Origin of the sequence: Gaetbulibacter sp. S0825, from assembly GCF_011777505.1 — a bacterium.
Lineage (GTDB): Bacteria > Bacteroidota > Bacteroidia > Flavobacteriales > Flavobacteriaceae > Pontimicrobium.
Map to the genome: position 1 here is coordinate 191,102 of NZ_JAATJT010000002.1, position 21,893 is coordinate 212,994.

The 21,893-nt window shown below is 31.8% G+C and carries 22 protein-coding genes and 1 riboswitch; of the genes, 11 read left to right on the top strand and 11 right to left on the bottom strand.

Translation table 11 applies throughout. The features are described 5' to 3' along the window. The first annotated feature begins 25 nt into the window (after positions 1–25). Positions 26–1,354, top strand: coding sequence for a tRNA (N(6)-L-threonylcarbamoyladenosine(37)-C(2))-methylthiotransferase MtaB (mtaB, locus tag HB672_RS08415; RefSeq protein WP_167610911.1), 1,329 nt, complete (start codon positions 26–28; stop codon positions 1,352–1,354). Positions 1,355–1,385: 31 nt separating this feature from the next. Here the strand turns inward: mtaB and HB672_RS08420 are convergent, their stop codons facing one another. Continuing rightward, entirely contained in the window at positions 1,386–1,682 is a 297-nt protein-coding gene (locus tag HB672_RS08420; protein ID WP_208864199.1) for an N-acetyltransferase, read from the bottom strand. Positions 1,683–1,789: 107 nt separating this feature from the next. Here HB672_RS08420 and HB672_RS08425 point away from each other — a divergent pair, with 107 nt between their 5' ends. Next, complete coding sequence (locus HB672_RS08425) at positions 1,790–2,452, top strand: alpha/beta hydrolase (protein WP_167610914.1); 663 nt, start codon at positions 1,790–1,792, stop codon at positions 2,450–2,452. Between the two features lie 59 nt (positions 2,453–2,511). Further along, positions 2,512–3,438, top strand: a complete 927-nt coding sequence (locus tag HB672_RS08430; protein WP_167612460.1) for a lytic transglycosylase domain-containing protein — start codon at positions 2,512–2,514, stop codon at positions 3,436–3,438. 56 nt (positions 3,439–3,494) lie between these two features. Here HB672_RS08430 and HB672_RS08435 read toward each other — a convergent pair whose 3' ends face one another. Continuing rightward, on the bottom strand, positions 3,495–4,073 hold the full coding sequence (locus tag HB672_RS08435; RefSeq protein WP_167610917.1) for a DUF2892 domain-containing protein: 579 nt from the start codon (positions 4,071–4,073) through the stop codon (positions 3,495–3,497). Positions 4,074–4,231: 158 nt separating this feature from the next. Between HB672_RS08435 and rpmH the strand changes: the two genes are divergently transcribed. The 4 genes from rpmH to HB672_RS08455 all read left to right on the top strand — a co-directional run bounded on the left by rpmH (position 4,232) and on the right by HB672_RS08455 (position 8,999). Further along, complete coding sequence (rpmH, locus tag HB672_RS08440; RefSeq protein WP_167610921.1) at positions 4,232–4,393, top strand: 50S ribosomal protein L34; 162 nt, start codon at positions 4,232–4,234, stop codon at positions 4,391–4,393. 112 nt (positions 4,394–4,505) lie between these two features. Further along, a complete protein-coding gene (carB, locus tag HB672_RS08445; RefSeq protein ID WP_167610925.1) occupies positions 4,506–7,358 on the top strand; it encodes a carbamoyl-phosphate synthase large subunit in 2,853 nt (950 codons plus the stop codon). A 78-nt stretch (positions 7,359–7,436) separates the two neighbouring features. After that, on the top strand, positions 7,437–8,285 hold the full coding sequence (locus HB672_RS08450; RefSeq protein WP_167610928.1) for a T9SS type A sorting domain-containing protein: 849 nt from the start codon (positions 7,437–7,439) through the stop codon (positions 8,283–8,285). 123 nt (positions 8,286–8,408) lie between these two features. Then, positions 8,409–8,999 carry a T9SS type A sorting domain-containing protein gene (locus HB672_RS08455; protein WP_167610931.1) on the top strand — a complete coding sequence of 197 codons (591 nt, stop codon included), beginning with the start codon at positions 8,409–8,411 and terminating at the stop codon, positions 8,997–8,999. Positions 9,000–9,050: 51 nt separating this feature from the next. On the opposite strand, the gene HB672_RS08460 is transcribed toward HB672_RS08455, so the two are convergent. The 8 genes from HB672_RS08460 to HB672_RS08495 are packed head-to-tail and all read right to left on the bottom strand — an operon-like array spanning position 9,051 to position 16,229. Further along, positions 9,051–9,755, bottom strand: coding sequence for a DUF3307 domain-containing protein (locus tag HB672_RS08460; RefSeq protein ID WP_167610934.1), 705 nt, complete (start codon positions 9,753–9,755; stop codon positions 9,051–9,053). Beyond that, positions 9,752–10,366: a transcriptional regulator gene (locus HB672_RS08465; protein WP_208864200.1), complete on the bottom strand. Its 615-nt coding sequence runs from the start codon at positions 10,364–10,366 to the stop codon at positions 9,752–9,754. Before HB672_RS08465 ends, HB672_RS08460 begins: the two co-directional genes overlap by 4 nt. An 18-nt stretch (positions 10,367–10,384) precedes the next feature. Continuing rightward, complete coding sequence (gene rmuC, locus HB672_RS08470) at positions 10,385–11,701, bottom strand: DNA recombination protein RmuC (RefSeq protein WP_167610937.1); 1,317 nt, start codon at positions 11,699–11,701, stop codon at positions 10,385–10,387. 8 nt (positions 11,702–11,709) lie between these two features. After that, positions 11,710–12,564, bottom strand: coding sequence for a ChaN family lipoprotein (locus HB672_RS08475; protein WP_167610940.1), 855 nt, complete (start codon positions 12,562–12,564; stop codon positions 11,710–11,712). After that, positions 12,561–13,355, bottom strand: a complete 795-nt coding sequence (locus HB672_RS08480; protein WP_167610943.1) for an ABC transporter ATP-binding protein — start codon at positions 13,353–13,355, stop codon at positions 12,561–12,563. Before HB672_RS08480 ends, HB672_RS08475 begins: the two co-directional genes overlap by 4 nt. A 6-nt stretch (positions 13,356–13,361) precedes the next feature. Further along, complete coding sequence (locus HB672_RS08485; RefSeq protein WP_167610946.1) at positions 13,362–14,030, bottom strand: hypothetical protein; 669 nt, start codon at positions 14,028–14,030, stop codon at positions 13,362–13,364. A gap of 12 nt (positions 14,031–14,042) precedes the next feature. Beyond that, a complete protein-coding gene (locus tag HB672_RS08490; protein ID WP_167610948.1) occupies positions 14,043–15,074 on the bottom strand; it encodes an iron ABC transporter permease in 1,032 nt (343 codons plus the stop codon). Further along, complete coding sequence (locus HB672_RS08495; protein ID WP_167610951.1) at positions 15,075–16,229, bottom strand: ABC transporter substrate-binding protein; 1,155 nt, start codon at positions 16,227–16,229, stop codon at positions 15,075–15,077. A 200-nt stretch (positions 16,230–16,429) separates the two neighbouring features. Then, a riboswitch (cobalamin riboswitch) is annotated at positions 16,430–16,642 on the top strand. Positions 16,643–16,708: 66 nt separating this feature from the next. Between HB672_RS08495 and HB672_RS08500 the strand changes: the two genes are divergently transcribed. Then, on the top strand, positions 16,709–18,637 hold the full coding sequence (locus HB672_RS08500) for a TonB-dependent receptor plug domain-containing protein (RefSeq protein ID WP_167610954.1): 1,929 nt from the start codon (positions 16,709–16,711) through the stop codon (positions 18,635–18,637). Positions 18,638–18,675: 38 nt separating this feature from the next. Here HB672_RS08500 and HB672_RS08505 read toward each other — a convergent pair whose 3' ends face one another. Next, on the bottom strand, positions 18,676–20,139 hold the full coding sequence (locus tag HB672_RS08505; protein WP_167610957.1) for a S41 family peptidase: 1,464 nt from the start codon (positions 20,137–20,139) through the stop codon (positions 18,676–18,678). A 142-nt stretch (positions 20,140–20,281) separates the two neighbouring features. On the opposite strand from HB672_RS08505, the gene HB672_RS08510 reads away from it, so the two are divergent. Genes HB672_RS08510 through HB672_RS08520 form a run of 3 tightly spaced genes read left to right on the top strand, consistent with a single transcriptional unit; the run spans position 20,282 to position 21,880 of the window. Then, positions 20,282–20,791 carry a sigma-70 family RNA polymerase sigma factor gene (locus tag HB672_RS08510; RefSeq protein ID WP_167610960.1) on the top strand — a complete coding sequence of 170 codons (510 nt, stop codon included), beginning with the start codon at positions 20,282–20,284 and terminating at the stop codon, positions 20,789–20,791. Further along, on the top strand, positions 20,778–21,281 hold the full coding sequence (locus HB672_RS08515; RefSeq protein ID WP_167610963.1) for a hypothetical protein: 504 nt from the start codon (positions 20,778–20,780) through the stop codon (positions 21,279–21,281). The genes HB672_RS08510 and HB672_RS08515 overlap by 14 nt, the downstream gene beginning before the upstream one ends. A gap of 23 nt (positions 21,282–21,304) precedes the next feature. Further along, positions 21,305–21,880 carry a DUF4252 domain-containing protein gene (locus HB672_RS08520; RefSeq protein WP_167610966.1) on the top strand — a complete coding sequence of 192 codons (576 nt, stop codon included), beginning with the start codon at positions 21,305–21,307 and terminating at the stop codon, positions 21,878–21,880. Positions 21,881–21,893: the final 13 nt, after the last annotated feature.

Below are 21,893 nucleotides of genomic sequence, written 5' to 3' on the forward strand. Positions count from 1 at the left end.
TTGCACGCTTGGTAAAAATACAAGAATGAACGCTAGAAAAAAAGTCGCTTTTTATACACTTGGATGTAAACTTAATTTTTCTGAAACTTCCACAATTGCAAGGAGTTTTGAGAGCGAAGGGTTTGATCGTGTTGATTTTCAGGAGGTAGCAGATATTTATGTGATAAACACCTGCTCGGTTACTGAAAATGCAGATAAGCGTTTTAAAACTATTGTAAAGCAAGCACAAAAAGCAAATTCCAAAGCATTTGTGGCAGCAATTGGGTGTTATGCTCAGCTAAAACCAGAAGCGTTAGCAGATGTTAATGGTGTAGATTTAGTTCTTGGGGCTACTGAGAAATTTAAAATCACCGATTATTTAAATGATTTAACCAAAAATGACTTTGGTGAAGTACATTCATGCGAAATTGAAGATGCCGATTTTTATGTTGGTAGTTACTCTATTGGTGATCGTACTCGAGCATTTTTAAAAGTGCAAGATGGATGTGATTATAAGTGTACGTATTGTACAATCCCATTAGCGAGAGGAATTTCTAGAAGTGATACACTTAACAATGTCTTAAAGAATGCCAAAGAAATTTCAGAACAAAATATTAAGGAAATTGTTCTTACAGGAGTCAATATTGGTGATTATGGTAAAGGAGAATTTGGAAACAAAAAGCATGAGCACACATTTTACGAATTAGTGCAGGCACTAGATGAGGTTGAAGGGATTGAGCGTTTACGTATTTCGTCTATAGAGCCAAATTTATTAAAAAATGAGACCATAGATTTTGTTTCTAATAGTAAAACGTTTGTGCCTCATTTTCATATTCCATTACAAAGCGGAAGCAACGAACTACTAAAATTAATGCGTCGTCGTTATTTAAGGGAATTATATGTGGATCGTGTAAATAGGATAAAACAAGTGATGCCTCATGCATGCATTGGAGTGGATGTTATTGTTGGTTTTCCAGGAGAAACAGATGAGCTTTTTTTAGAAACCTATAATTTTTTAGCAGATTTGGATATTTCATATTTACATGTATTTACCTATTCTGAAAGAGATAACACGTTAGCTGCCGACATGGAAGGTGTTGTGCCTAAAAATGTACGTTCTAAGCGTAGTAAAATGTTACGAGGGTTGTCTGTTAAAAAGCGTCGTGCATTTTACGAAAGTCAATTAGGAACTAATAGAACAGTATTATTTGAAGGTGAAAATAAGGAAGGCTATATACATGGATTTACTGAGAATTATGTAAAAGTTAAAACCCCATGGAATCCTGAACTGGTTAATACATTGCATGAAGTAGAACTTTGTGAAATCGATGACGATGGTTTGGTTCGTTTTGAATTTCTAAAAGAATTTGCATAAAAAAAACCGAAACTTTCGTTTCGGTCTTCAATTAAATTCTTACACCAACAGGTAGCATACTTTTGTAGCGTCTGTTTCTGCGGATAAATTTTGCAATAGGAGGGCTCGTTGGCACCACACTAATGTTTCTATCTTGAATATTAGCCATCACAAGCTTTAAAAAGTCTTCAACAAACACCTCGTCCGCAACACATTCAGGAACAACAAGTTTTGTTAAAAAAATCTTTCGGTCTTGGAGGGAATACTCAATAGTTGCTAAATTACCTTCTACTTCTAGTTGAAATTGTCTTAAAAAGGTATTGTCAATAAGTTCAGCTGCATCTATCATAATTAGTCTGTTTTATTCAATGGAGAAAGAACTATTTTATATAGTTTTGTCGTGCAAAGGTACTAAAAAAATCATTACAAACCTTATAAACAGTGACTTAATTAATTATGAGCCAAGATTTAATACATGTTTACTTCATGCCTGGAATGGCTGCTAACCCTTCTATTTTTGAACACATACAACTCCCCAAGGAGGAGTATAGAGTCCATTTATTGGAATGGTTTGTACCAAACCTTAATGAAACACTGGAGGAATATGCCAAACGAATGGCAGAAAAAATTGAGTACGATAATGTTATATTATTGGGTGTTTCCTTTGGGGGTGTTCTGGTTCAAGAGATGAGTAAATTCCTAAATCTAAAAAAGCTCATTATAGTTTCTAGCGTAAAAAACAAACATGAATTACCAAAAAGAATGAAGCTTGCAAAAATCACTAAAGCTTACAAATTATTGCCAACTCAGTTTGTAAGTAACTTTGAATCTTTTGCTAAATATACCTTTGGAGAAACTATTAAAAAGCGTGTAAACTTGTACAAAAAGTACTTGTCGGTTAATGATAAAAGGTATTTGGATTGGGCAATTCATAATATGATATGCTGGGAACAAGATGAAGTTATATCAAACATTATTCATATTCATGGAGATAAAGATCCAGTATTTCCCATTAAGAATATTTCTGATAGTATTATTGTAAAAGGAGGTACTCATATCATGATTATTAATAAATATAAATGGTTTAACGAGAACCTACCAAAATTGATTCTTAGTTAAAATTTATTGCTATCTCAGTTTTTTCATTAATTTTAGTGCTTAATAAACTTTTTAAAATGATGAAGACAATAAAAAATATTTTAGCATGTCTTGGATTATTAAGTTTATCTGGACTGTTGATTTTTGCAGTTCAAGATGCTCCAAGTGATGAAAATTTAGAAAAGAAAATTATTAACGATTATAATGTTTACGCATTAAACGTTCCAGAAAATTTGGATTTTGCTGGTGAAGCCTTGCCTTTAGGCAATCCTGATATTTTAGAACGTATGGATCGAGAATTATTGGTAAACACCTATTGGCAATCTAACGCTCTGTTAATGTTTAAAAGAGCAAACAAGTATTTCCCTATCATAGAACCAATTCTTGAAAAACATGGCATACCGAACGATTTTAAGTATTTGGCAGTCATAGAAAGTGGATTAACAAATGCTGTATCGCCTGCTGGAGCAAGAGGTGTATGGCAAATAATGAAAGCTACAGGGCGCGAAAATGGACTGGAAATTAACACAAACGTGGACGAGCGCTATAACCTTGAAAAATCTACCGAGGTAGCCTGTAAATATTTATTAGAAGCTAAAGAGCGTTTTGGAAGCTGGACACTAGCTGCAGCATCTTATAATGCTGGAAAAGCAGGAGTAGCTAGACGTTTAAAAGAGCAAAACGTTTCTGATTATTACGATTTATTACTTGGAGAAGAAACTGGACGTTACATGTTTAGAATTGTAGCTTTAAAAGAGATATTAAACCATCCAGATAAATATGGATTTAACTTTAGACATAAAGATTTATACAAGCCAGTTCCAACTTATAAAGTAGCTGTAGATACTGCTGTGACCGATTTTGTAAAGTTTTCAGAGAATTTTGGCATTAACTACAAAATACTAAAACTGCATAACCCTTGGCTTCGAGAACCGCATCTTAATAACAAATCTCGTAAAGAGTATTTTATAGACATCCCAGAAGCAGGTTATTACTCAAAACCTTAGTAAGGGTAATTTTAAAACATAAAAAAAGCACTGATTTCAGTGCTTTTTTTATGTTGTTATCTTCTGCTTTTACGATTTTGTCTAGCTGATGTTGGACTTCCGTAATGCTGTTTTGGTATTGAAGCACGCTTCATTTGCTCTTTCATCATTTTTATTTGGTCGGCTAACATATCACGTTTATCAAGCTTTTGGGCTTCACTCAAAAGTTTTTGTGCTTCTTGCTTACGACGTTTGCTAAAGGCGATTCCTGCTAAATTTAACTTGGCCATTGCCATATCATGATCCATGGATAATCCTAAAGACACAGCATTCTTAAAATATTTTTCAGCCTCATTCATGTTAGTTTGAGAGACCATAATCCCATTTAAATAGTTGTAATACCCTTGTTGCTTTCTTGTTAATGCAGAGTTTGGGTATTTAATTTTATCTAACCATTTTTTTGCACCATCAAAATCTTGTTTTCTTAATTTTAAAAAAGCTAATAAAATAAATTCGTTTTTAAAATATAGAAACACAAATATTGACGACAGTAACACAAACATAATTCCGTTGCCAATAAAGCCTTCTGCGAATTGGTATACAGCATAAGCAAATATTAAAAGGGCAAGAATTAACTTAATAATTTTATTGTACATTTTCCTTGTTTAAATTTAAGATTGCAAAGGTAGTAAAAACAATTAAAAATATTTTTAATATTAGGCTTGTCAAATAAAAAAGCCTTTGTATATTTGCACCCAGTTTTGAGATAGATCTCAACTTATAAAAAGAATATTAGTTTTTAAAAAATAAGACAATGCCAAAAAGAACGTTTCAACCATCAAAGAGAAAGAGAAAAAACAAGCATGGTTTTAGAGAAAGAATGGCTTCTGCTAATGGTAGAAAAGTCCTTGCACGTAGAAGAGCAAAGGGAAGAAAGAAATTATCTGTGTCTTCTGAATTAAAGCATAAAAAATAATGATTAACAATTGTTAATATATTAAAGGTGTTACTGGTCGTAACGCCTTTTTTTATATCCTGTCGTTACCTATTTTTGAAAAATTTTAAAATAAAACAATAATAAATTACCAATGCCGAAAAGAAAAAATTTAAACTCCATTTTAATTATAGGTTCAGGACCAATTATTATTGGTCAAGCTTGCGAATTTGATTATTCTGGATCTCAAGCACTCCGTTCTCTACGTGAGGATGGAATTGAAACTGTTTTAATTAACTCTAATCCAGCAACAATCATGACAGATCCTTCCATGGCTGATCATATATATTTGTTGCCTCTTAATACTAAGTCACTAATTAAAATCCTTAAAGAGCATCCACAAATTGATGCTGTGTTGCCAACAATGGGTGGACAAACAGCATTGAATCTTTGTATTGAAGCCGACGAAAAAGGAATTTGGGAAGATTTCGGAGTAGAAATTATCGGTGTAGATATTGATGCCATAAACATTACTGAAGATAGAGAACAGTTTAGAGAGTTAATGCTTAAAATAGGGATTCCTATGGCACCTCAGGCGACAGCAACGTCGTTTCTAAAAGGAAAAGAAATAGCCCAAGAATATGGTTTTCCGTTGGTTATTAGAGCTTCATTCACACTTGGAGGAGCTGGAGCATCAATAGTTTATAAAGAAGAAGATTTTGATGAATTACTAACTCGTGGTTTGGAAATTTCTCCAATTCATGAAGTGATGATAGATAAAGCTTTAATTGGCTGGAAAGAATATGAACTTGAGCTTCTACGTGATGCAAATGATAATGTTGTTATTATTTGTTCTATAGAAAATATGGATCCAATGGGTATTCATACAGGAGATTCCATTACTGTTGCGCCAGCAATGACATTAAGTGATAGAACCTACCAAAAAATGCGTGATATGGCAATTCATATGATGCGAAGTATTGGTGATTTTGCAGGAGGATGTAATGTGCAATTTGCCGTTAGTCCAGATGAAAAAGAAGATATTATAGCTATTGAAATTAACCCTCGTGTGTCACGTTCTTCTGCGCTAGCTAGTAAAGCAACAGGATATCCAATTGCAAAAATTGCTTCAAAACTGGCTATAGGTTATCATTTGGATGAGCTTCAAAACCAAATTACTAAATCAACGTCAGCCTTATTCGAGCCAACTTTAGATTATGTTATCGTAAAGATTCCTCGTTGGAATTTCGATAAATTTGAAGGGAGTGATAGAACTTTAGGCCTACAAATGAAGTCTGTTGGAGAAGTAATGGGAATTGGACGTTCATTTCAAGAAGCATTACATAAAGCAACACAATCTTTAGAAATAAAAAGAAATGGACTTGGTGCTGATGGTAAGGGTTATAAAGATTACGATCAAATTTTGAGTAAACTAAAGTATGCAAGTTGGGATCGTGTATTTGTAATTTATGATGCTATTCAAATGGGAATTCCGTTGAGTAGAATCCATGAGATTACAAAAATAGATATGTGGTTTTTGAAGCAATATGAAGAATTATATTTTCTTGAAAAGGAGATTTCAACATTCACCATAGACACAATAGAACGCGAGTTGTTACTTGAAGCTAAACAAAAAGGTTATGGAGACAGACAAATAGCACACATGTTAGGTTGTTTAGAGAGTCAAGTTTATAACAAACGTGATGAAATGAATGTTAATCGTGTGTATAAGTTAGTGGATACTTGTGCAGCTGAATTTGAAGCAAAAACGCCTTATTACTATTCGACTTTTGAAGGCGAAGTAGAAACTGCTGATGGTAAAAGATATTCTGATAACGAAAGTATTGTCACAGACAAGAAAAAAATTGTAGTTCTTGGATCTGGACCAAACAGAATTGGACAAGGAATTGAGTTTGATTATTGCTGTGTTCATGGTGTTTTGGCAGCTGCAGAGTGTGGATACGAAACCATAATGATTAACTGTAATCCTGAAACCGTTTCGACCGATTTTGATACTGCGGATAAACTATATTTTGAACCAGTTTTTTGGGAACATATTTACGATATTATTCGTCATGAAAAACCAGAAGGTGTCATTGTACAATTAGGAGGTCAAACTGCTTTAAAATTAGCCGAAAAATTAGATCGCTATGGCATAAAAATACTTGGTACTAGCTATCAAGCATTAGACTTAGCCGAAGACAGAGGAAGTTTTTCAACACTTTTAAAAGAACTCGATATTCCTTACCCAGAATTTGATACAGCCGAAACAGCAGACCAAGCACTTGCTGTTGCAGATAAACTAGATTTTCCAATTTTGGTTCGTCCTTCTTATGTGTTGGGAGGTCAAGGCATGAAAATTGTAATCAACAAGAAAGAGCTTGAGAAACACGTGGTTGATTTACTACGTAAAATACCAAACAACAAATTGTTGTTAGACCATTATTTAGATGGAGCTATTGAGGCTGAAGCTGATGCTATTTGTGATGGAGAAAATGTTTATATCATTGGTATCATGGAACATATAGAGCCATGTGGTATTCACTCTGGAGATAGTAATGCGACATTACCACCTTTTAATTTAGGAGATTTGGTAATGCAACAAATTAAGGATCATACAAAAAGAATTGCATTAGCACTAAATACTGTTGGCTTAATCAATATTCAATTTGCTATAAAAGATGACAAGGTTTACATAATTGAAGCTAATCCAAGAGCGTCTAGAACAGTTCCTTTTATTGCAAAAGCTTATGGAGAGCCTTATGTAAATTACGCTACTAAGGTCATGTTAAGGGAAAAGAAGGTAACCGATTTCGATTTCAAACCGCATTTAGAAGGTTATGCTATCAAGCAACCTGTATTTTCATTTAATAAGTTTCCTAATGTTAACAAACAACTTGGACCAGAAATGAAGAGTACAGGAGAAAGTATTTTATTTATAGACAGTTTGAAGGATGATGAGTTTTACGACTTATACTCGAGACGCAAAATGTATTTAAGTAAGTAAATACTTCCTTTTACCGAATTTTTTAATGTTAATTAACTGAAATTACTATTTTTACGTTTAATAAATCTCAAATTGACTATGAAACAAAAATTACTTTTTTTATTCTTTTCAATATTAATCTCAAGCTCAGTTAGTGCGCAAACCGTTGGGCAAGTTGATGATTTTGAAGATGGTACAGTGCAAGGATGGAGGATTGGTTTTAGTAATCCAAGTGATCCAACAAACCAAGCAACTGATGGTCCTGCAGGTGTTGATGATAATTTCTTGAGATATACTTCAAATGGAGGAAGTAATCAAGGCTCAAAGATGATAATTTTAAATACTGAAAGTAGATGGTCTGGTAATTTTACAAGTGCTGGAATCGTAAGAATCAAAATGGATGTAAGGGTGTCTACAGCTGATTTGGATTTAAGAGTAGCATTAACAGGTTCTGGTGGACGAATAAGTACCACAAATGCTGTAACTGTAACTGCAGGTTCTGGATGGACCTCAGTAATAATCCCTATTGAAGCTGCAGATATGGAAACTGTGCCTGGTGGCTCTAGTGTTTCAGGAACATTAGCAAATGTTACTGAAATGAGAATATTAAGTAGCCCAAGCCCTTCATGGCAAGGAGAAACTATAGCTGCGACGTTAGACATTGATAATATTGAAGCAGCTACTTTCCTTAACACAAGAGAAAGTAAATTAACTAATGCTTTTACTATATCACCAAATCCAGGAAGAGATAGATTGAACTTAAAACTATCTAAGCTTAATAATAATACAACTGTCGAAGTTTTTGACGTATTGGGTAAAAAGATTTATGCAGATAAAGTAAATGCAATTACTAAAACTGTAAATGTATCTCAATGGAATAATGGCGTGTATTTAGTAAGATTAACAACAGATGCTGGCACACAAACTAAACGTTTTGTAAAACAATAGTTTACTTTAATATATAATTTTACAAACCATCAGTTTTACTGGTGGTTTTTTTATTACATTGTTTTCTAAAAGTTTTTATAATCAGAATATTAAATTGTTTTTTATTATCTTTAAAAAAAGATTATGAAAACAAAACTACTTCTAATATTTTTATTTACTATTTATTTAGCACAAGGGCAAACAACCCACAATCTTAATTGGGAACGTTTTGCAAATGGCTCAGAAATGGATATTACCATTGACATTGGAGATACAGTGCTTTGGACGTGGACAGATGCTTTTCCTCATACAGTTGAGAATTCAGTAGGTAACTCAGTTGAAACATTTAATAGTGGTACTCTTAGTGGAATTGGCCAAACTTTTTCTTACACGTTTACTGTTGAAGGAGTAAACGATTACCTCTGTGGTATTCATGGTGCAGGAAATATGTCGGGTACTATTACAGTAGTTGATAATCTTGGTTTAGAGGATTTCGAAGAAAATAGTTTTGCAATTTCTCCTAATCCAGGAAGAGATAAACTAAATTTAAAACTATCTAAGCTTAATAATAATACAACTATCGAAGTTTTTGATGTGTTAGGTAAAAAGATATATGCAGATAAAATAAATACAATTACTAAAACTGTAAATGTATCTCAATGGAATAATGGTGTGTATTTAGTAAGATTAACAACAGATGCTGGCACACAAACTAAACGTTTTGTAAAGCAATAGTTTTACTTTAATATAAAATTTCATAAACCATCAGTTTTACTGGTGGTTTTTTTATACAAGAGCATTAAAAATTAATCCAATAGTAATGGCAATTCCAAAACTTATAAGTGTGCCAATTAGAACATATTCGGTGAGTTTTCGTTGTTTACTTTCTTTTAAATTACCAAAACTAAAAACCGATTTTGCTGTAATTAAAAACCCCACAGCCTCCCATTGATTAATTATTATAAAGATAAATACTAATAGACGTTCTAAAACACCTATATAAACCCCAGCATTTTTAAACGATCCATTTTTAGTTACAATTTGGCTAACATCCCATTTACTTAAAAAAACATCTATAATTAATGATGCTGGTTTAGTTAAAAATACTAGAGACGTTATTAACAGTATATTTTGTTCAGAAAATATGCTATTAAAATCTAAGTTAGCTTTGGTGTAAATAAAATAAGTGACAACAATAACCAAGACATGTAAAATTTGGTCCATAAAGAAAAATAAGCGTTTGTTTTTCTTATTTTGAAAAATAAGTTTAATTGTATCTATTATAAAATGTAAAAAACCAATAACTAGAATGATTGGCCAAAGTGACATATCCCAGAGTATCAAAAATAACAATGCAAAATGTATAGCGATATGAAGGTATAACTTTAAGGATTTTAGTTTTTTCTTTTCTTTTTCTTTCACCCATTTTTTAGGCTGTAAAAAGAAATCTCCAATAAGGTGTGCCAGTAAAAGTTTAATAAGTAACATCATAATTGACTTATTTTATGTTTGAATATTTTGTCTAACTCTAATAGATGCTCTAAACCAGCACGTTTTTGGCGTTTGCTAATAGCTCCTTGTTTTGTTCCTAGTATGGTAGCTAATTCATGCTGTAAAGCATTTGGTTTTTCTATGCTTAGTTTTACTATTTCTGCCGAATTTACCGTCCAGTTATCCATGAAGGTTAATGCCAATTTAAAATAAAGATTGAGCTCTTCATTTAACTTAGAATTCTTTGTTTTTATAAGTAAATTTTGTCTATATTTTTTTAAAACTTCTAAGGTTTCTCCCGAAAAGATAAAGGCTTCTCCATTAGATTCACTTACCATTTTGCCTTGGTAAGTTTTATTGCCAAGACCTATTGCAAGTCTTACGTCTAATCCTTTAATCGTTTTTACATATGCTTTTATGTAGACTGCACTTATAAAACTTTTATAAATATCAGTTATTTCAATTTGAAAACTGTCACCACGATATATTACCCAAAAAGCGTTGTTATCATTTAAGTTTGGTAATGCTTTTTTGAGTAATTTAATCCATATTTCAGGATTGCTCTGAGCTTTAGATTTAATAATATCTCCTGTAATAACACTAGTTATCATATATCAAATTTAAAAAGATCAATTATCTTCAGCGCGTTTAATGATAGCTTCAGGAAGTGATTTTTTAGCTTTAGCGCCTAATTTTTTAAGTTTTTCAACACTAGTAATTAGGTTGCCTCGACCTTCAACGAGCTTATTCATTGCAGAAGAGTAGTCTTTTTTTGCATCATCAATCTTTTTACCTACACCTGTTAAATCGCTAACTAAACCTTCAAATTTATCATACAGTGCTCCAGCTTGTCGTGCAATTTCAATAGCGTTACGTTGCTGTTTTTCATTGTTCCACATGGTATCAATGGTACGTAGTGTTGCTAAAAGGGTAGAAGGCGTAACAATAACAATGTTCTTTTCAAATGCTTTGTTATATAATGAGTTATCGTCATTTATAGCTATGGCAAAAGCTGGTTCTATAGGAATAAACATGAGCACAAAGTCTGGAGATTCAATGTCATATAAATCTTCATATTTCTTGTTAGATAACTGGTCTACGTGTTTTCTAATAGAATTCACGTGCGCTTTTAAAAATTGTGGTCTATCATCTTCGTCAGCATTTACATAACGCTCATAATCGGTTAATGATACTTTCGAGTCAATAATCATTTTTTTATTATCTGGTAAATGTAATACCACATCAGGTAGTACTCTTGAGCCTTCTGCAGTTGCAAAACTTTGTTGTACAAAATATTCTCTGTCTTTTTCTAACCCAGATTTTTCTAATACACGTTCCAATACTAATTCGCCCCAATTACCTTGCATCTTACTGTCGCCTTTTAATGCTCTGGTAAGGTTTGTAGCCTCTTTGGTCATTTGTTGGTTCAAATCTTTTAAACCTAATAACTGTTCTTTTAAAGCTGAATGCATTGAAATACTTTCTTTTTGTGTATCCTCAACTTTTTTCTCAAATACTTGAATTTTTTCTTGAAGCGGATTCAAAATTTGCTTGATATTTTCTTTATTCTGAAGTGTAAATTTTTCAGATTTTTCATCTAAAATTTTTGTAGCAAGTAGTTCAAAATCTTTTCGAAGTTGTTCTTGCTGTTTAGCAAGTTCTTCATCTCTTTTTAAATTTTGCTGCTGGAGATTTTCGTATTCGGTATTTTTTCTGGTTAATTCAGAATTTAAAAATTCTTTTTCTCGTCTTATCTCTTCTCGTTCGTTTTCAATTTTGCCTAAGTTTTGCTTAAGTTCCTCAATAGTTGAACTCATTTGGTTTTGACGTTCGTTTGAAGCGCTTTGGTCACTTTTACTTTTTAGTTTATTTATGAGCATACCAACGTAAGCACCAATAGCTAATGAGAGAAGGATAGAAATTATTAAGAGAAGGCTTTCGTTCATTTTTAAATTTAATAAGTATTAGTCATATTATCATCCACACAAATAATAAAATCTGCTTTTCCTTTATGTTCTTCTTCGAGTTTATAAATATTATCTTGGGAAACGGTTGTTATTGTAGCATAATTTAGGGTGTTATCGGCTCTTTTTAAGTACCATAAAATACCTTCATAATGGTCGGAATGATAAGACCCATTATAATGTATAAACGTATGGTTAGGTTTCATGTTATTAAAAATAAAGTGTGCCATAGTAGCATCTTTTGTTGCCTGAGACTCTACTAATTCTGGCGTACCATGATCGCCCATCATTTTCAAAATGTTTTTATAGGTTGGCAATTCACTATCAAAAGCCATTGGCAAGGGAGCCATCAATTCTTTTTCTAGTGCTGAGAGAGTATCGAGAGCTTTAAAACCTTTTCTATAGACCAAGTTTGCATAACGCCTCGGAATGTTTGTAGCCACAAAATTTAGGTTATTTGATTTGGCAAAATCTACCAAAGGCGCATAGTCGGTTTTGTAATTTTTCCATAACCTTGCAAGTGTATCAAGACCTTTGTTGTCTATTTTTCCGCTTAGGTAGTCATTTAAAGGTGTTTGGTTATCTGCTTCAAACATTTCGGCACCAAGGATGAGTTTATTGGTTTTAAGCAAATCTGACGTTACTTCGAATTGCAGCCAGTGAGCAATGGCATTATTATGGGATTCGCCAAATAAAACAACTTCCTTACCTTTAAGATTCTTCAGCATTTTTTTATAGGATACTTTTTTCCCTTTTGCGTTGTAAATAACATATGCATCTTTATTTTGACTAACAGATAATTGGCAAACGAATAATAGTATTAAAGGAAGTATGACTTTTTTCATTGAATAACTTTAAAGGAGTTGGTGGTTTTATCAAAAGTAATAAAATCCTTAGGAAATAATGTCTCGAAAGTCCCTCTTTCTATAAGTTTACTTGGAGTATCAGAAACTACAGTGTTTTCAGTCATCACAATAAGTTTATCACATAATTGAATGGCTAAATCTATTTCATGAGATGAAAATAGAATAGTCTTATTTGTGTTTTTAGCTAACTTTTGAAGAAGCCTTAAAATATATGCCTTATGGTACATATCTAGATGTGTTGTTGGCTCATCTAGTATTATTAAATTAGTGTCTTGTGCTAAAGCACGAGCAATCATAACTTTTTGTAGTTGCCCATCGCTTAATTCGTAGCATTTTTTATGCTTAATATCATTTAAATTAGTTTCTGCTAGAGCATTATTGACGATATTAATATCAGCATCAGCAAGGTTACCTACCCAGTTTGTGTAGGGTTGACGACCAAGAGCAACTAATTCAAAAACGGATAAGTTTTTTGATATCACAGATTCGGTTAAAACTAAACTCAACGCTTTAGCAAGCTCTAGGTTATTATACTGATCTAATGGTTTGTTGTTAATTTGTATTATGCCATTTAATGACGATTGAACACTAGTAAGTGTTCGTAATAGTGTGGACTTTCCAATACCATTGGCCCCAACCAATCCAATTAGTTCACCAGAATGCAATTCGATATCAATATTAGAAGCTATAACAGTTTTTTCTTTCTTGGTTTGATAACCTATAGAAAGATTGTGGGTTTTAAGGATGGTATGTTTGTTGAATTCTGTCACTGATTTTTAAACTGTTTTTTTTATTTTCTTTTGAAGCTCCAATCTTCTTTTTTTTGTGTTTTCATCTCTTTCATTATTATCAACCAATGACAAAAAATATATGGAAATGATAATTTGATTGTTAAAATCATTAAAATCAATTTTATCAAAATTTTCTAAGATATAATAGTCTAACATTAAATGATAAAAATCTCCAGACATTTCCATATTTTTCCAGCAATCTTTGGCTAATGAATTTGTTTGACTTAAATATTTTAAGTACGATTGAAATTTTCCTTTATATTGAGGAAGTATATATTCTTCAGATGAAAACTCAACATCAGTATTTTGTTTAATTTCCCATATTTCATCAAAAGTGGATTTTGATATTGAATTATATAACTTCAGTTGTTTTTTGAAGCCTACTTGGTTGATTAAGGCGTCAATGCCATTAAAATAAGTAAACTCTTGCATTTTTTTATACGATTCCCCATAGTTATCACGAGTGCTATTCAAATGTTCAGAAATAAAGAAATTATTAATCTTATTCAAATCTCTTATTTGACTTTTTGTGAAATATTTCTCCAATTCATTTGTTGATTTTATGCCTTTACAAGATGAAAATGAAACTATTAAAATGAATAATAAAACTATCTTTTGAATAGTAGAATAAATCTTTGCTCTTTTTTCTTGCATCTTTTTTCTTAATTAAAACACCATTTTTCGTTTTCTAACTAATAACCAAATTACCACAGGCGCACCAATTATAGAGGTTATGGCATTAATTGGCAGCATATAATCGCTTGTTGGTAATTGCGCAATGCTATCACAAATTAGTAATACTATAGCTCCAAACAGTATTACAGCTGGAATCAATACTTTATGGTTTGAAGTATTAAATACTTGTCGTGTTATATGCGGAATGGCTAAACCAATAAATGCGATTGGACCAGCAAATGCTGTTATGGTTCCAGCTAAAAGGCTTGTGGCAACTATAATTAACAAACGACTTTGTTTTATGTTCAACCCTAAACTTTTGGCATAGTTTTCACCTAATAACAAGGTGTTTAATGCTTTTATGGAAGCAATACTTAAAACAATACCAATAAAACAGACACTAAATAATACTAAAACTTCGTTCCAGCTAAGACTTCCTAAGCTTCCAAATCCCCAAAATATGTATTGCTGTAATTGTTCGGCTGAGGCAAAATAAGATAATACACTCACTACAGCAGCTGTAATACTTGCAAACATTAAACCTATTATTAAAATTGCCATTGTGTCTCTTACTTTAGAAGATACAAGTATTACTGCTAGTAGTACTAAAAAACTTCCCAAACTTGAAGCAATAACTAAACTCCATTTGGAAGCTAATAGTATAGCCATCGAGCCTCCAAAAAAAGAGCTCCCCATGACTACTAAAGCAACTCCTAAACTTGCACCAGAACTAATCCCTAAAACGAAAGGCCCAGCCAATGGATTTCTAAAGAGTGTTTGCATTAACAACCCAGAAATTCCTAAACCAGAACCAACAAGAATTGCTGTAAAGGCTTTGGGAAGTCTAAAGTCTAAAACAATGTCTTTCCAATATTCCTTTTCGATTGGTGTGCCAATAATACTATTAAAAATATCCTTAAAAGGAATTGATACCGAACCCAAGCTAATATTCATAAAAAAACACAGCAGTAATACACTACTAAGTATGATGAACGAAAGCTTGTATGTTTTTTGAGTATGCAATTATTTTAATGGTTTGAAAAAGTAAGTCTGATAGTTTGGAAGTAAATTTGGATGGCAAATTTTAATAATATCCTTTAATACTAAATCTGGTCTAGCGGTACCTAATTCGTAATATAAAACACCACCGTTTGCACCTGTGGTATTAGCAAATGAATATACTTGTTTATTTTTAAAAGCAGAAAATTTGACATAATGCTGACTAGCTTTTTCTAGGTCATTTAAACTTCTATAATACGATGGACTTAACCAAATCTTAGCATTATATCCTTTTTCGAATACACTTTCAAAGCTTAATGCTAAACTTCCTTTTTGGTCAGTGTCACTCCAAAGATAATTGACGTTGGCATCTTTTAAAAATTGAGCTTCGGGGCTTGTACCACTTGGTAAATACCATACATCTTTATGTAAAGCACCACTTAAAACAGTTGGTTGTTTTGTTGCCTGAGCTGCTAAATTCTTTGCTTCTAAATAGTTAGCTTCAATTTCATTAAAAATAGAATCTGCTTCCTTTTCTTTATTATAAAGTACTCCAAAAAACTTAATCCATTCAGCTTTTGCAAGTGCAGACGTTTCTACCCAATCACCATTATAGATTACTGGAACTCCTAATTTATTAATCGTTTCAAGAGTTTTGTTACTGCTACTTACACCATAACCAATCACAGCATTAGGTTTTAGTTCTAATAAAACTTCAGTATTTATATCTCCATTTTTTCCTAATTCTCGAACCTGATTATTCGCTATTCTTTTTATGGTTTTTTCTGATGACACATAATCTGTTCCAGGAAAACCAACTAAGGTTTGTTCTACACTTAAGAGTTCTAGAGCAGGAATGTGTGTGGTTGAGGTAACCACAATTTCTTCAATAGGAATTGTTACTATGCCATCATATTCTTCTTTATTAAAAGCGCTAACCATAGCTTGCTCCTTTGTAAGAAGTAAATAGCTGTAATTTTTTTCAGACTTTGGCCAAGGGCTGTTAATTTCTAATACTTTATAATTGTTGTAGTTAGTTATAGAAAACCCAGTAGCATATTTTAAGTTTGATTCTTGCCCTGTTGTAATTGAGTTTGCTTGCTTCGAAACGTCATTTTTACAGTTTAATACAAGGGTCAAAAACAGTAGTAATAATGAAAATTTATGGTAATGTTTCATAAGTAACTTTAGTAACTAAATCTCTCATTTTTGTATAGTAATTTTACATAAAATTAGTTCTTATGAGAGGCGATTCAAATTTAACAATATATATAGTTGCAGGAATTATTATTGCACATTTTTTAATTGGATTTGTTTATTTAATTTATAAAATGAATAAGAAAAAATAAATTCTTGCATTATTTCAATTCTTAATATATACTTTCGCAACGAATTTAGGTTCTTTTCTTTTTTAGAAAAGATTAAAAGGGAATCTGGTGCGATTATTATTGTCAAGTCCAGAACTGTTCCCGCAACTGTAAGCTACAAAGCTTCATGTTAAACTACAAGCCACTGTTTCAATATTAGAAATGGGAAGGCACATAGACATGAAGACGTAAGTCAGGAGACCTGCCAAATTCAAACAAATAAGTCAAACTTTCGGGATAGAAGTTTTGGTATGATATAAACATACTACTCTCGAGCAATTAGTAATTAAAATGAACAAAAAAACATGTGTTTTAAGTGTCTGTTGTACGCTTATGTCTGCTTTTGGTTTTTCACAAGAAGATGAAGTTTCCAAAACAGAACAATTAGACGAAGTGGTAATAACCAACTCTCGTTTTGAAATTAAAAGAGAAGATTCTGGTAAAGTAATTACAAAAATCACACAAAAAGAGTTAGAGAAACTACAAGGTAAAAGTATTGCTGAGATTATTAACAATACTGTTGGCATTGAGATTAATGGAGCAAAAAGTAATGCTGGACAAAATTTAAGTTATTTTGTGCGAGGTGGTAGAAATAGACAAGTTTTAATTCTAATAGATGGAATTGCCCTTTCGGATGCATCGCAAATAGCTAACGATTACGATTTACGATTACTTAACGCTAATCAAGTTGAAAGCATTGAAATTTTAAAAGGAGCTTCCAGTGCTTTATATGGTTCTGGAGCTGCTACTGCAGTGATTGATATTAAGCTAAAAGAAGCTTCAAAGAAGACTATATCGGCAAATTTTAGAAGTGTGCTAGGGAGTAATCAATCGCAAAATGATAATGATTATCATTTAGAAAATTTTAAAAATAGTGTTTCAATAAATGGAACTGTAAACAAATTTAATTATTTAGCGAGTTTTGGTAATCAGTTTGCAGATGGCTTGTCTGCTATAAAATTAGGCTCTGAAAAGGATGCTTTTAATACAATTAATGGGCATCTAAAAATGGGTTATAAGTTTTCCAATGTTTTTAACTTTAGTATGTATGGAAGTTTTGATAAATACAAAGCTGATTTTGATGATGGTTTCATGTTTCAAGATGCAGATAATATGATTAAAACTAATCAACATAGAATTGGTATGTCATCTAACTATAAATATAAAAACGGAAGCATAATAGTCAATGCAGCTACAAATAATATTGAACGCGATGTTACATCCAATTATCCAAATATTTACAAAGCAAAAAGCTACCTGATGGATTTATATAATAAGTATAATTTCAATGATACATTTTATACTGTGCTTGGTATGAATTATCAAGATAATAGAATGGAAAGTTTTGAAGTCCCTTTTGGAAGCACAAGTTTAGAACAATCTATAAGTCCAAATGATGCAACATTTACTATTGTAGACCCTTATGTGAATGTTGTCTATACATCAAATTTTGGCCTGAATATTAATTCTGGATTGCGATTTAATAACCATAGTGAATATGGGTCGCATTTTGTATACAGTATCAACCCTTCATTTAAAAAGAATTTTACTTTTGGTTATATAAAAGGATTAGTAAGTTATAGCACCGCTTATATTACACCTTCGTTATACCAACTTTTTGAGCCTACTTATGGAAACATTAATTTAAAACCTGAAGAAAACGCTACTTTAGAAATAGGAGCAGAGTTAAACATAACCAATAAAATGACTACTAGTATCGTATATTTTAATAGAAAAGAAACTAATTTCATTGATTTTGTGGATTTAGGAAACTGGGTGTTTCAGTATAAAAATACAGATGAATCATTTACAGCTAGTGGTGTAGAGGTTATTGCCGATTATAAGATTTCGAGTAAAGTATCAATAAAAGCAAACGCAACTTATACTAAAGTAGAAGACGATTTAAACCTACGTATTCCTAAAATTAAGGTAAATACAAAGTTAAACTATCAAGTAAACGACCATTTTTTTATGAGTGCATCTTACCAGTTTAATGATGATAGAAATGATACTTTTTATAATAATGTAACCTTTGCGAATGAAGACGTTACTTTAAAAAGTTATAGTTTATTAGATTTTTACGCAAGTCATAAACTAATCAATAATAAAGTGACCTTGTTTACTAATGTTACAAATATTTTGAATTCTAATTATGAAGAACTTTATGGATATTCAACTAAAGGGCGGAATATAACCTTTGGATTCAATTTAAGTTTTTAGAACTAAACAAAAAGCCGCTTCTTGAAGCGGCTTTTTGTTTAGTCTTGTTGTAAGTTATTTTTTTGTAAGTCTATTAAAATACCTTCGTCAATATACATTTCGTTAACATGAGGAATTAAATCATGGCTGCTAGCTTTTGGTTTTACTTTGTTTAACGCAGAAAAATTAAATCTTCCAGTACCTTGTATATCTGCAATAGCAGCTGCTAACATAGGTTCGTTTACATTTCCTAAAGCGCCATAATTTGCTGGGTTTTCTATTAAATTTAATGTAGGAGTTAACCCATTAGAAGGAACAGAGTTGTTGAGTTTGTTTAACGTATTTGCTACTAAAGGCTGCATGGCATATGTATGGTTTGGGTTAGCTCCTTCACGTTGTAAATTAGGAGAATCGTAAACTGTGATAGATGCTTGAGATTTTCCTGTCGTATTATCACCAATTTGAACAACTTCAATATAAGGGTTTAAGCTATTAATAATCATTTCACTTGCAGAAGCAGAATCTTCAGTGGTTAGTACATAGATTTTATCTAAATTCAAACTGTTTATAGCTTCACTATTATCTATTAATGATTCAAATTCAAAATCATAATTATTGGCTTGTAACTCACTGTTATAAACTAGTTTTGCAAAGACTTCTCCATTAAATTGACCAGTTATCATACTTCCTAAATAGGATGCGGTTAGTACAGAGCCTCCAGGATTATATCTTAAATCCAAAACTAAATGCTGCACATTACTGGATTTGAAATTATTAAAAGCAGTATTTAATTGGCTGTTATAATCTGGAGTAAAACCATTATACATCAAGTATCCTAAATTTTCACCATCAACATCAATAATTGCAGTTTTAAATATTGGATTTTCAGAAAGTATAGTTTTTGTAAGTGTTATATTTTGACCGTTAGACGTAATAATATCATCATTTAAGTTTTCAAGTGTGCCGTTATCATCATAGTCGGCTAATGCTATGGTATAAGAATCTGGTCTGACTAATGTACGATAATTAGCTTCGGTTAAAGCAACTCCATCAATAGAGGTAAACACTTGTCCTCGAGTTAAATTATTGTCTTCAGCATTACTATTTGGTAGCACTAAGCGCACAATACCAAACATGTTAGTTGCGCTACCAGGAATTGGGTACATATCAAATTCGTAACCACTTCGTTTAGAAACACCACTAAAAAGTTGCTCAAGAGCAATATAATCATCAACAATCCAACTAAACCTATCTACAGTTTGTCTTTGGTAAATTAAACTTTCAAAAAGCTCTTCAGGGGCACTAAAACTGTTTAAATAATCAGCATATTCTGAAGTGGAAGGAAATCTATCATTTGCAAGATCTGGAATATTGTCTTTATATAAATAGACAGCATTCATACCTTTCCAAACAAAATCATTAATTTCACTAGCAGATATGGCATTGTCGTCCATATCGTCAAAGCAACTATAGGTAAATGCTGTCAATACAAGGCAACATAAAAGGGTTTTAGAGAATTTCATAGCAAATAGTGTTTTCTTTTTAACTCTAAATTTAGTACTAATATTATAAAGTAAAAATTATTTTTAAAGTTCTTGTAACAAAATAGAAAGTACATCGTCGTAATAACAAATAGCCATAATAAGCTATAAGCTAACCAAAAAAATGACACAGGCTGAGTTTTTAAACATAGTAATGCCTTTTAAGGATAAAGTATTTCGTTTGGCAAAACGCATATTGGTTTCGCAAGAAGAAGCCGAAGACGCTACCCAAGAAATCTTATTAAAGTTGTGGAAAAACAAACTTAAGATTAGCGAATACAAAAATGTAGAAGCATTTTCTATGACTATGACGAAGAATTTTTGTTTAGACAAATTAAAATCTAAGCACTCTCAAAATTTAAAGATTGTGCATAGTAATTACCAAGATAAAAATGTGTCGTTACAGAAACAAGTGGAGTTGAATGATAGTGTAGGTTGGGTTTCTAAAATAATGGAAGAGTTGCCAGAGCAACAAAAAATAATATTGCAGCTAAGAGATATTGAGCAATATGACTTTGAGGAAATAGGTAAAATGTTAGACATGAACCAAACAGCCATTAGAGTAGCCTTATCAAGAGCAAGAAAAACATTAAGAGAAAAATTAACTAAAACACATAGTTATGGTGTTAAATAATATAGAGAAATTAATAGAAAAGTACGACAACGGAGAAACTACTTTAAAAGAAGAGCAGCAGTTAAAAGACTATTTTTCGCAAGAGACTGTTCCGCCACACTTAGAAGTTTACAAATCGATGTTTCAGTATTTTTTGCACACCCACGAAGAACAGTTTACTAAAGACGTTCCATTAAAATCTAAGAAAACATATAGTTTGTATCAATGGATTTCAGTCGCAGCAGTAGCAGTTATAATGTTGGGTATTTTTACTCAGGTTGATTTATTTCAATCTCAAACTCAAACTTTAGCGGATTTAACACCGCAAGAACGAGTAGAATATGAAGATGCCAAAGAGGTATTAGCTCTTTTTTCTTCAACATTCAGCAAGGGAACAGATAAGTTAATGGCATTGAATATGGTGTCTGATAACTTTGACAAAGGCGCAGATAACATTGCTTACCTTGGTGAAATTACAAACACAACAAATAAAATTTTAAAAGCAAATTAGTAGAATATTAAAAACAAGTAAACATGAAAAAATTAGTATTAATAATCGCAATTTTAATGACACCTTTAATGTCTTTTGCACAAGGAGGGTTGTTCGACAAGTATGAAGATATGGATGGTGTTGGATCTGGTGTTGTAAACAGTAAAATGTTTCAAATGATTTCAAGTATCGACATTGATATGGACGATCCAGATGCAGCAGCAATGTTCGAAATGATAAAAAAGATTAAAAGTTTAAAATTCTTAACAACTGGAGATAAATCAATATCATCTCAAATGGCAGCCGATGTAAATAAATACATTTCTAGTTCAAAACTGGAAGAGTTAATGCGTTTTAAGGACGGTAACCAAAATGTAAAATTTTATGTAAGAGAAGGTTCTAGCCCTAATCAAGTTAAAGAACTTTTAATGTTTGTAAGTGGTTTAGACGAACTTACAAAAGATCAAAACATAACAATTAATGGTGAAAAGCGTGAAATAGAAACTGTAATTGTATCTCTTCTTGGAGATATTAATCTTAGTGAAATTTCTAAGCTTACTAAATCTATGAATATTCCTGGAGGAGAGCACTTAAAGAAAGCAGGAGATAAAAAGAACTAAGACATTATTAAAA

Bases quoted from the DNA above. Each gene is read 5' to 3' on its own strand.
- mtaB (WP_167610911.1), top strand. From the start codon at position 26: ATGAACGCTAGAAAAAAAGTCGCTTTTTATACACTTGGATGTAAACTT.
- HB672_RS08420 (WP_208864199.1), bottom strand. From the start codon at position 1,682: ATGATAGATGCAGCTGAACTTATTGACAATACCTTTTTAAGACAATTT.
- HB672_RS08425 (WP_167610914.1), top strand. From the start codon at position 1,790: ATGAGCCAAGATTTAATACATGTTTACTTCATGCCTGGAATGGCTGCT.
- HB672_RS08430 (WP_167612460.1), top strand. From the start codon at position 2,512: ATGAAGACAATAAAAAATATTTTAGCATGTCTTGGATTATTAAGTTTA.
- HB672_RS08435 (WP_167610917.1), bottom strand. From the start codon at position 4,073: ATGTACAATAAAATTATTAAGTTAATTCTTGCCCTTTTAATATTTGCT.
- rpmH (WP_167610921.1), top strand. From the start codon at position 4,232: ATGCCAAAAAGAACGTTTCAACCATCAAAGAGAAAGAGAAAAAACAAG.
- carB (WP_167610925.1), top strand. From the start codon at position 4,506: ATGCCGAAAAGAAAAAATTTAAACTCCATTTTAATTATAGGTTCAGGA.
- HB672_RS08450 (WP_167610928.1), top strand. From the start codon at position 7,437: ATGAAACAAAAATTACTTTTTTTATTCTTTTCAATATTAATCTCAAGC.
- HB672_RS08455 (WP_167610931.1), top strand. From the start codon at position 8,409: ATGAAAACAAAACTACTTCTAATATTTTTATTTACTATTTATTTAGCA.
- HB672_RS08460 (WP_167610934.1), bottom strand. From the start codon at position 9,755: ATGATGTTACTTATTAAACTTTTACTGGCACACCTTATTGGAGATTTC.
- HB672_RS08465 (WP_208864200.1), bottom strand. From the start codon at position 10,366: ATGATAACTAGTGTTATTACAGGAGATATTATTAAATCTAAAGCTCAG.
- rmuC (WP_167610937.1), bottom strand. From the start codon at position 11,701: ATGAACGAAAGCCTTCTCTTAATAATTTCTATCCTTCTCTCATTAGCT.
- HB672_RS08475 (WP_167610940.1), bottom strand. From the start codon at position 12,564: ATGAAAAAAGTCATACTTCCTTTAATACTATTATTCGTTTGCCAATTA.
- HB672_RS08485 (WP_167610946.1), bottom strand. From the start codon at position 14,030: ATGCAAGAAAAAAGAGCAAAGATTTATTCTACTATTCAAAAGATAGTT.
- HB672_RS08495 (WP_167610951.1), bottom strand. From the start codon at position 16,229: ATGAAACATTACCATAAATTTTCATTATTACTACTGTTTTTGACCCTT.
- HB672_RS08500 (WP_167610954.1), top strand. From the start codon at position 16,709: ATGAACAAAAAAACATGTGTTTTAAGTGTCTGTTGTACGCTTATGTCT.
- HB672_RS08505 (WP_167610957.1), bottom strand. From the start codon at position 20,139: ATGAAATTCTCTAAAACCCTTTTATGTTGCCTTGTATTGACAGCATTT.
- HB672_RS08510 (WP_167610960.1), top strand. From the start codon at position 20,282: ATGACACAGGCTGAGTTTTTAAACATAGTAATGCCTTTTAAGGATAAA.
- HB672_RS08515 (WP_167610963.1), top strand. From the start codon at position 20,778: ATGGTGTTAAATAATATAGAGAAATTAATAGAAAAGTACGACAACGGA.
- HB672_RS08520 (WP_167610966.1), top strand. From the start codon at position 21,305: ATGAAAAAATTAGTATTAATAATCGCAATTTTAATGACACCTTTAATG.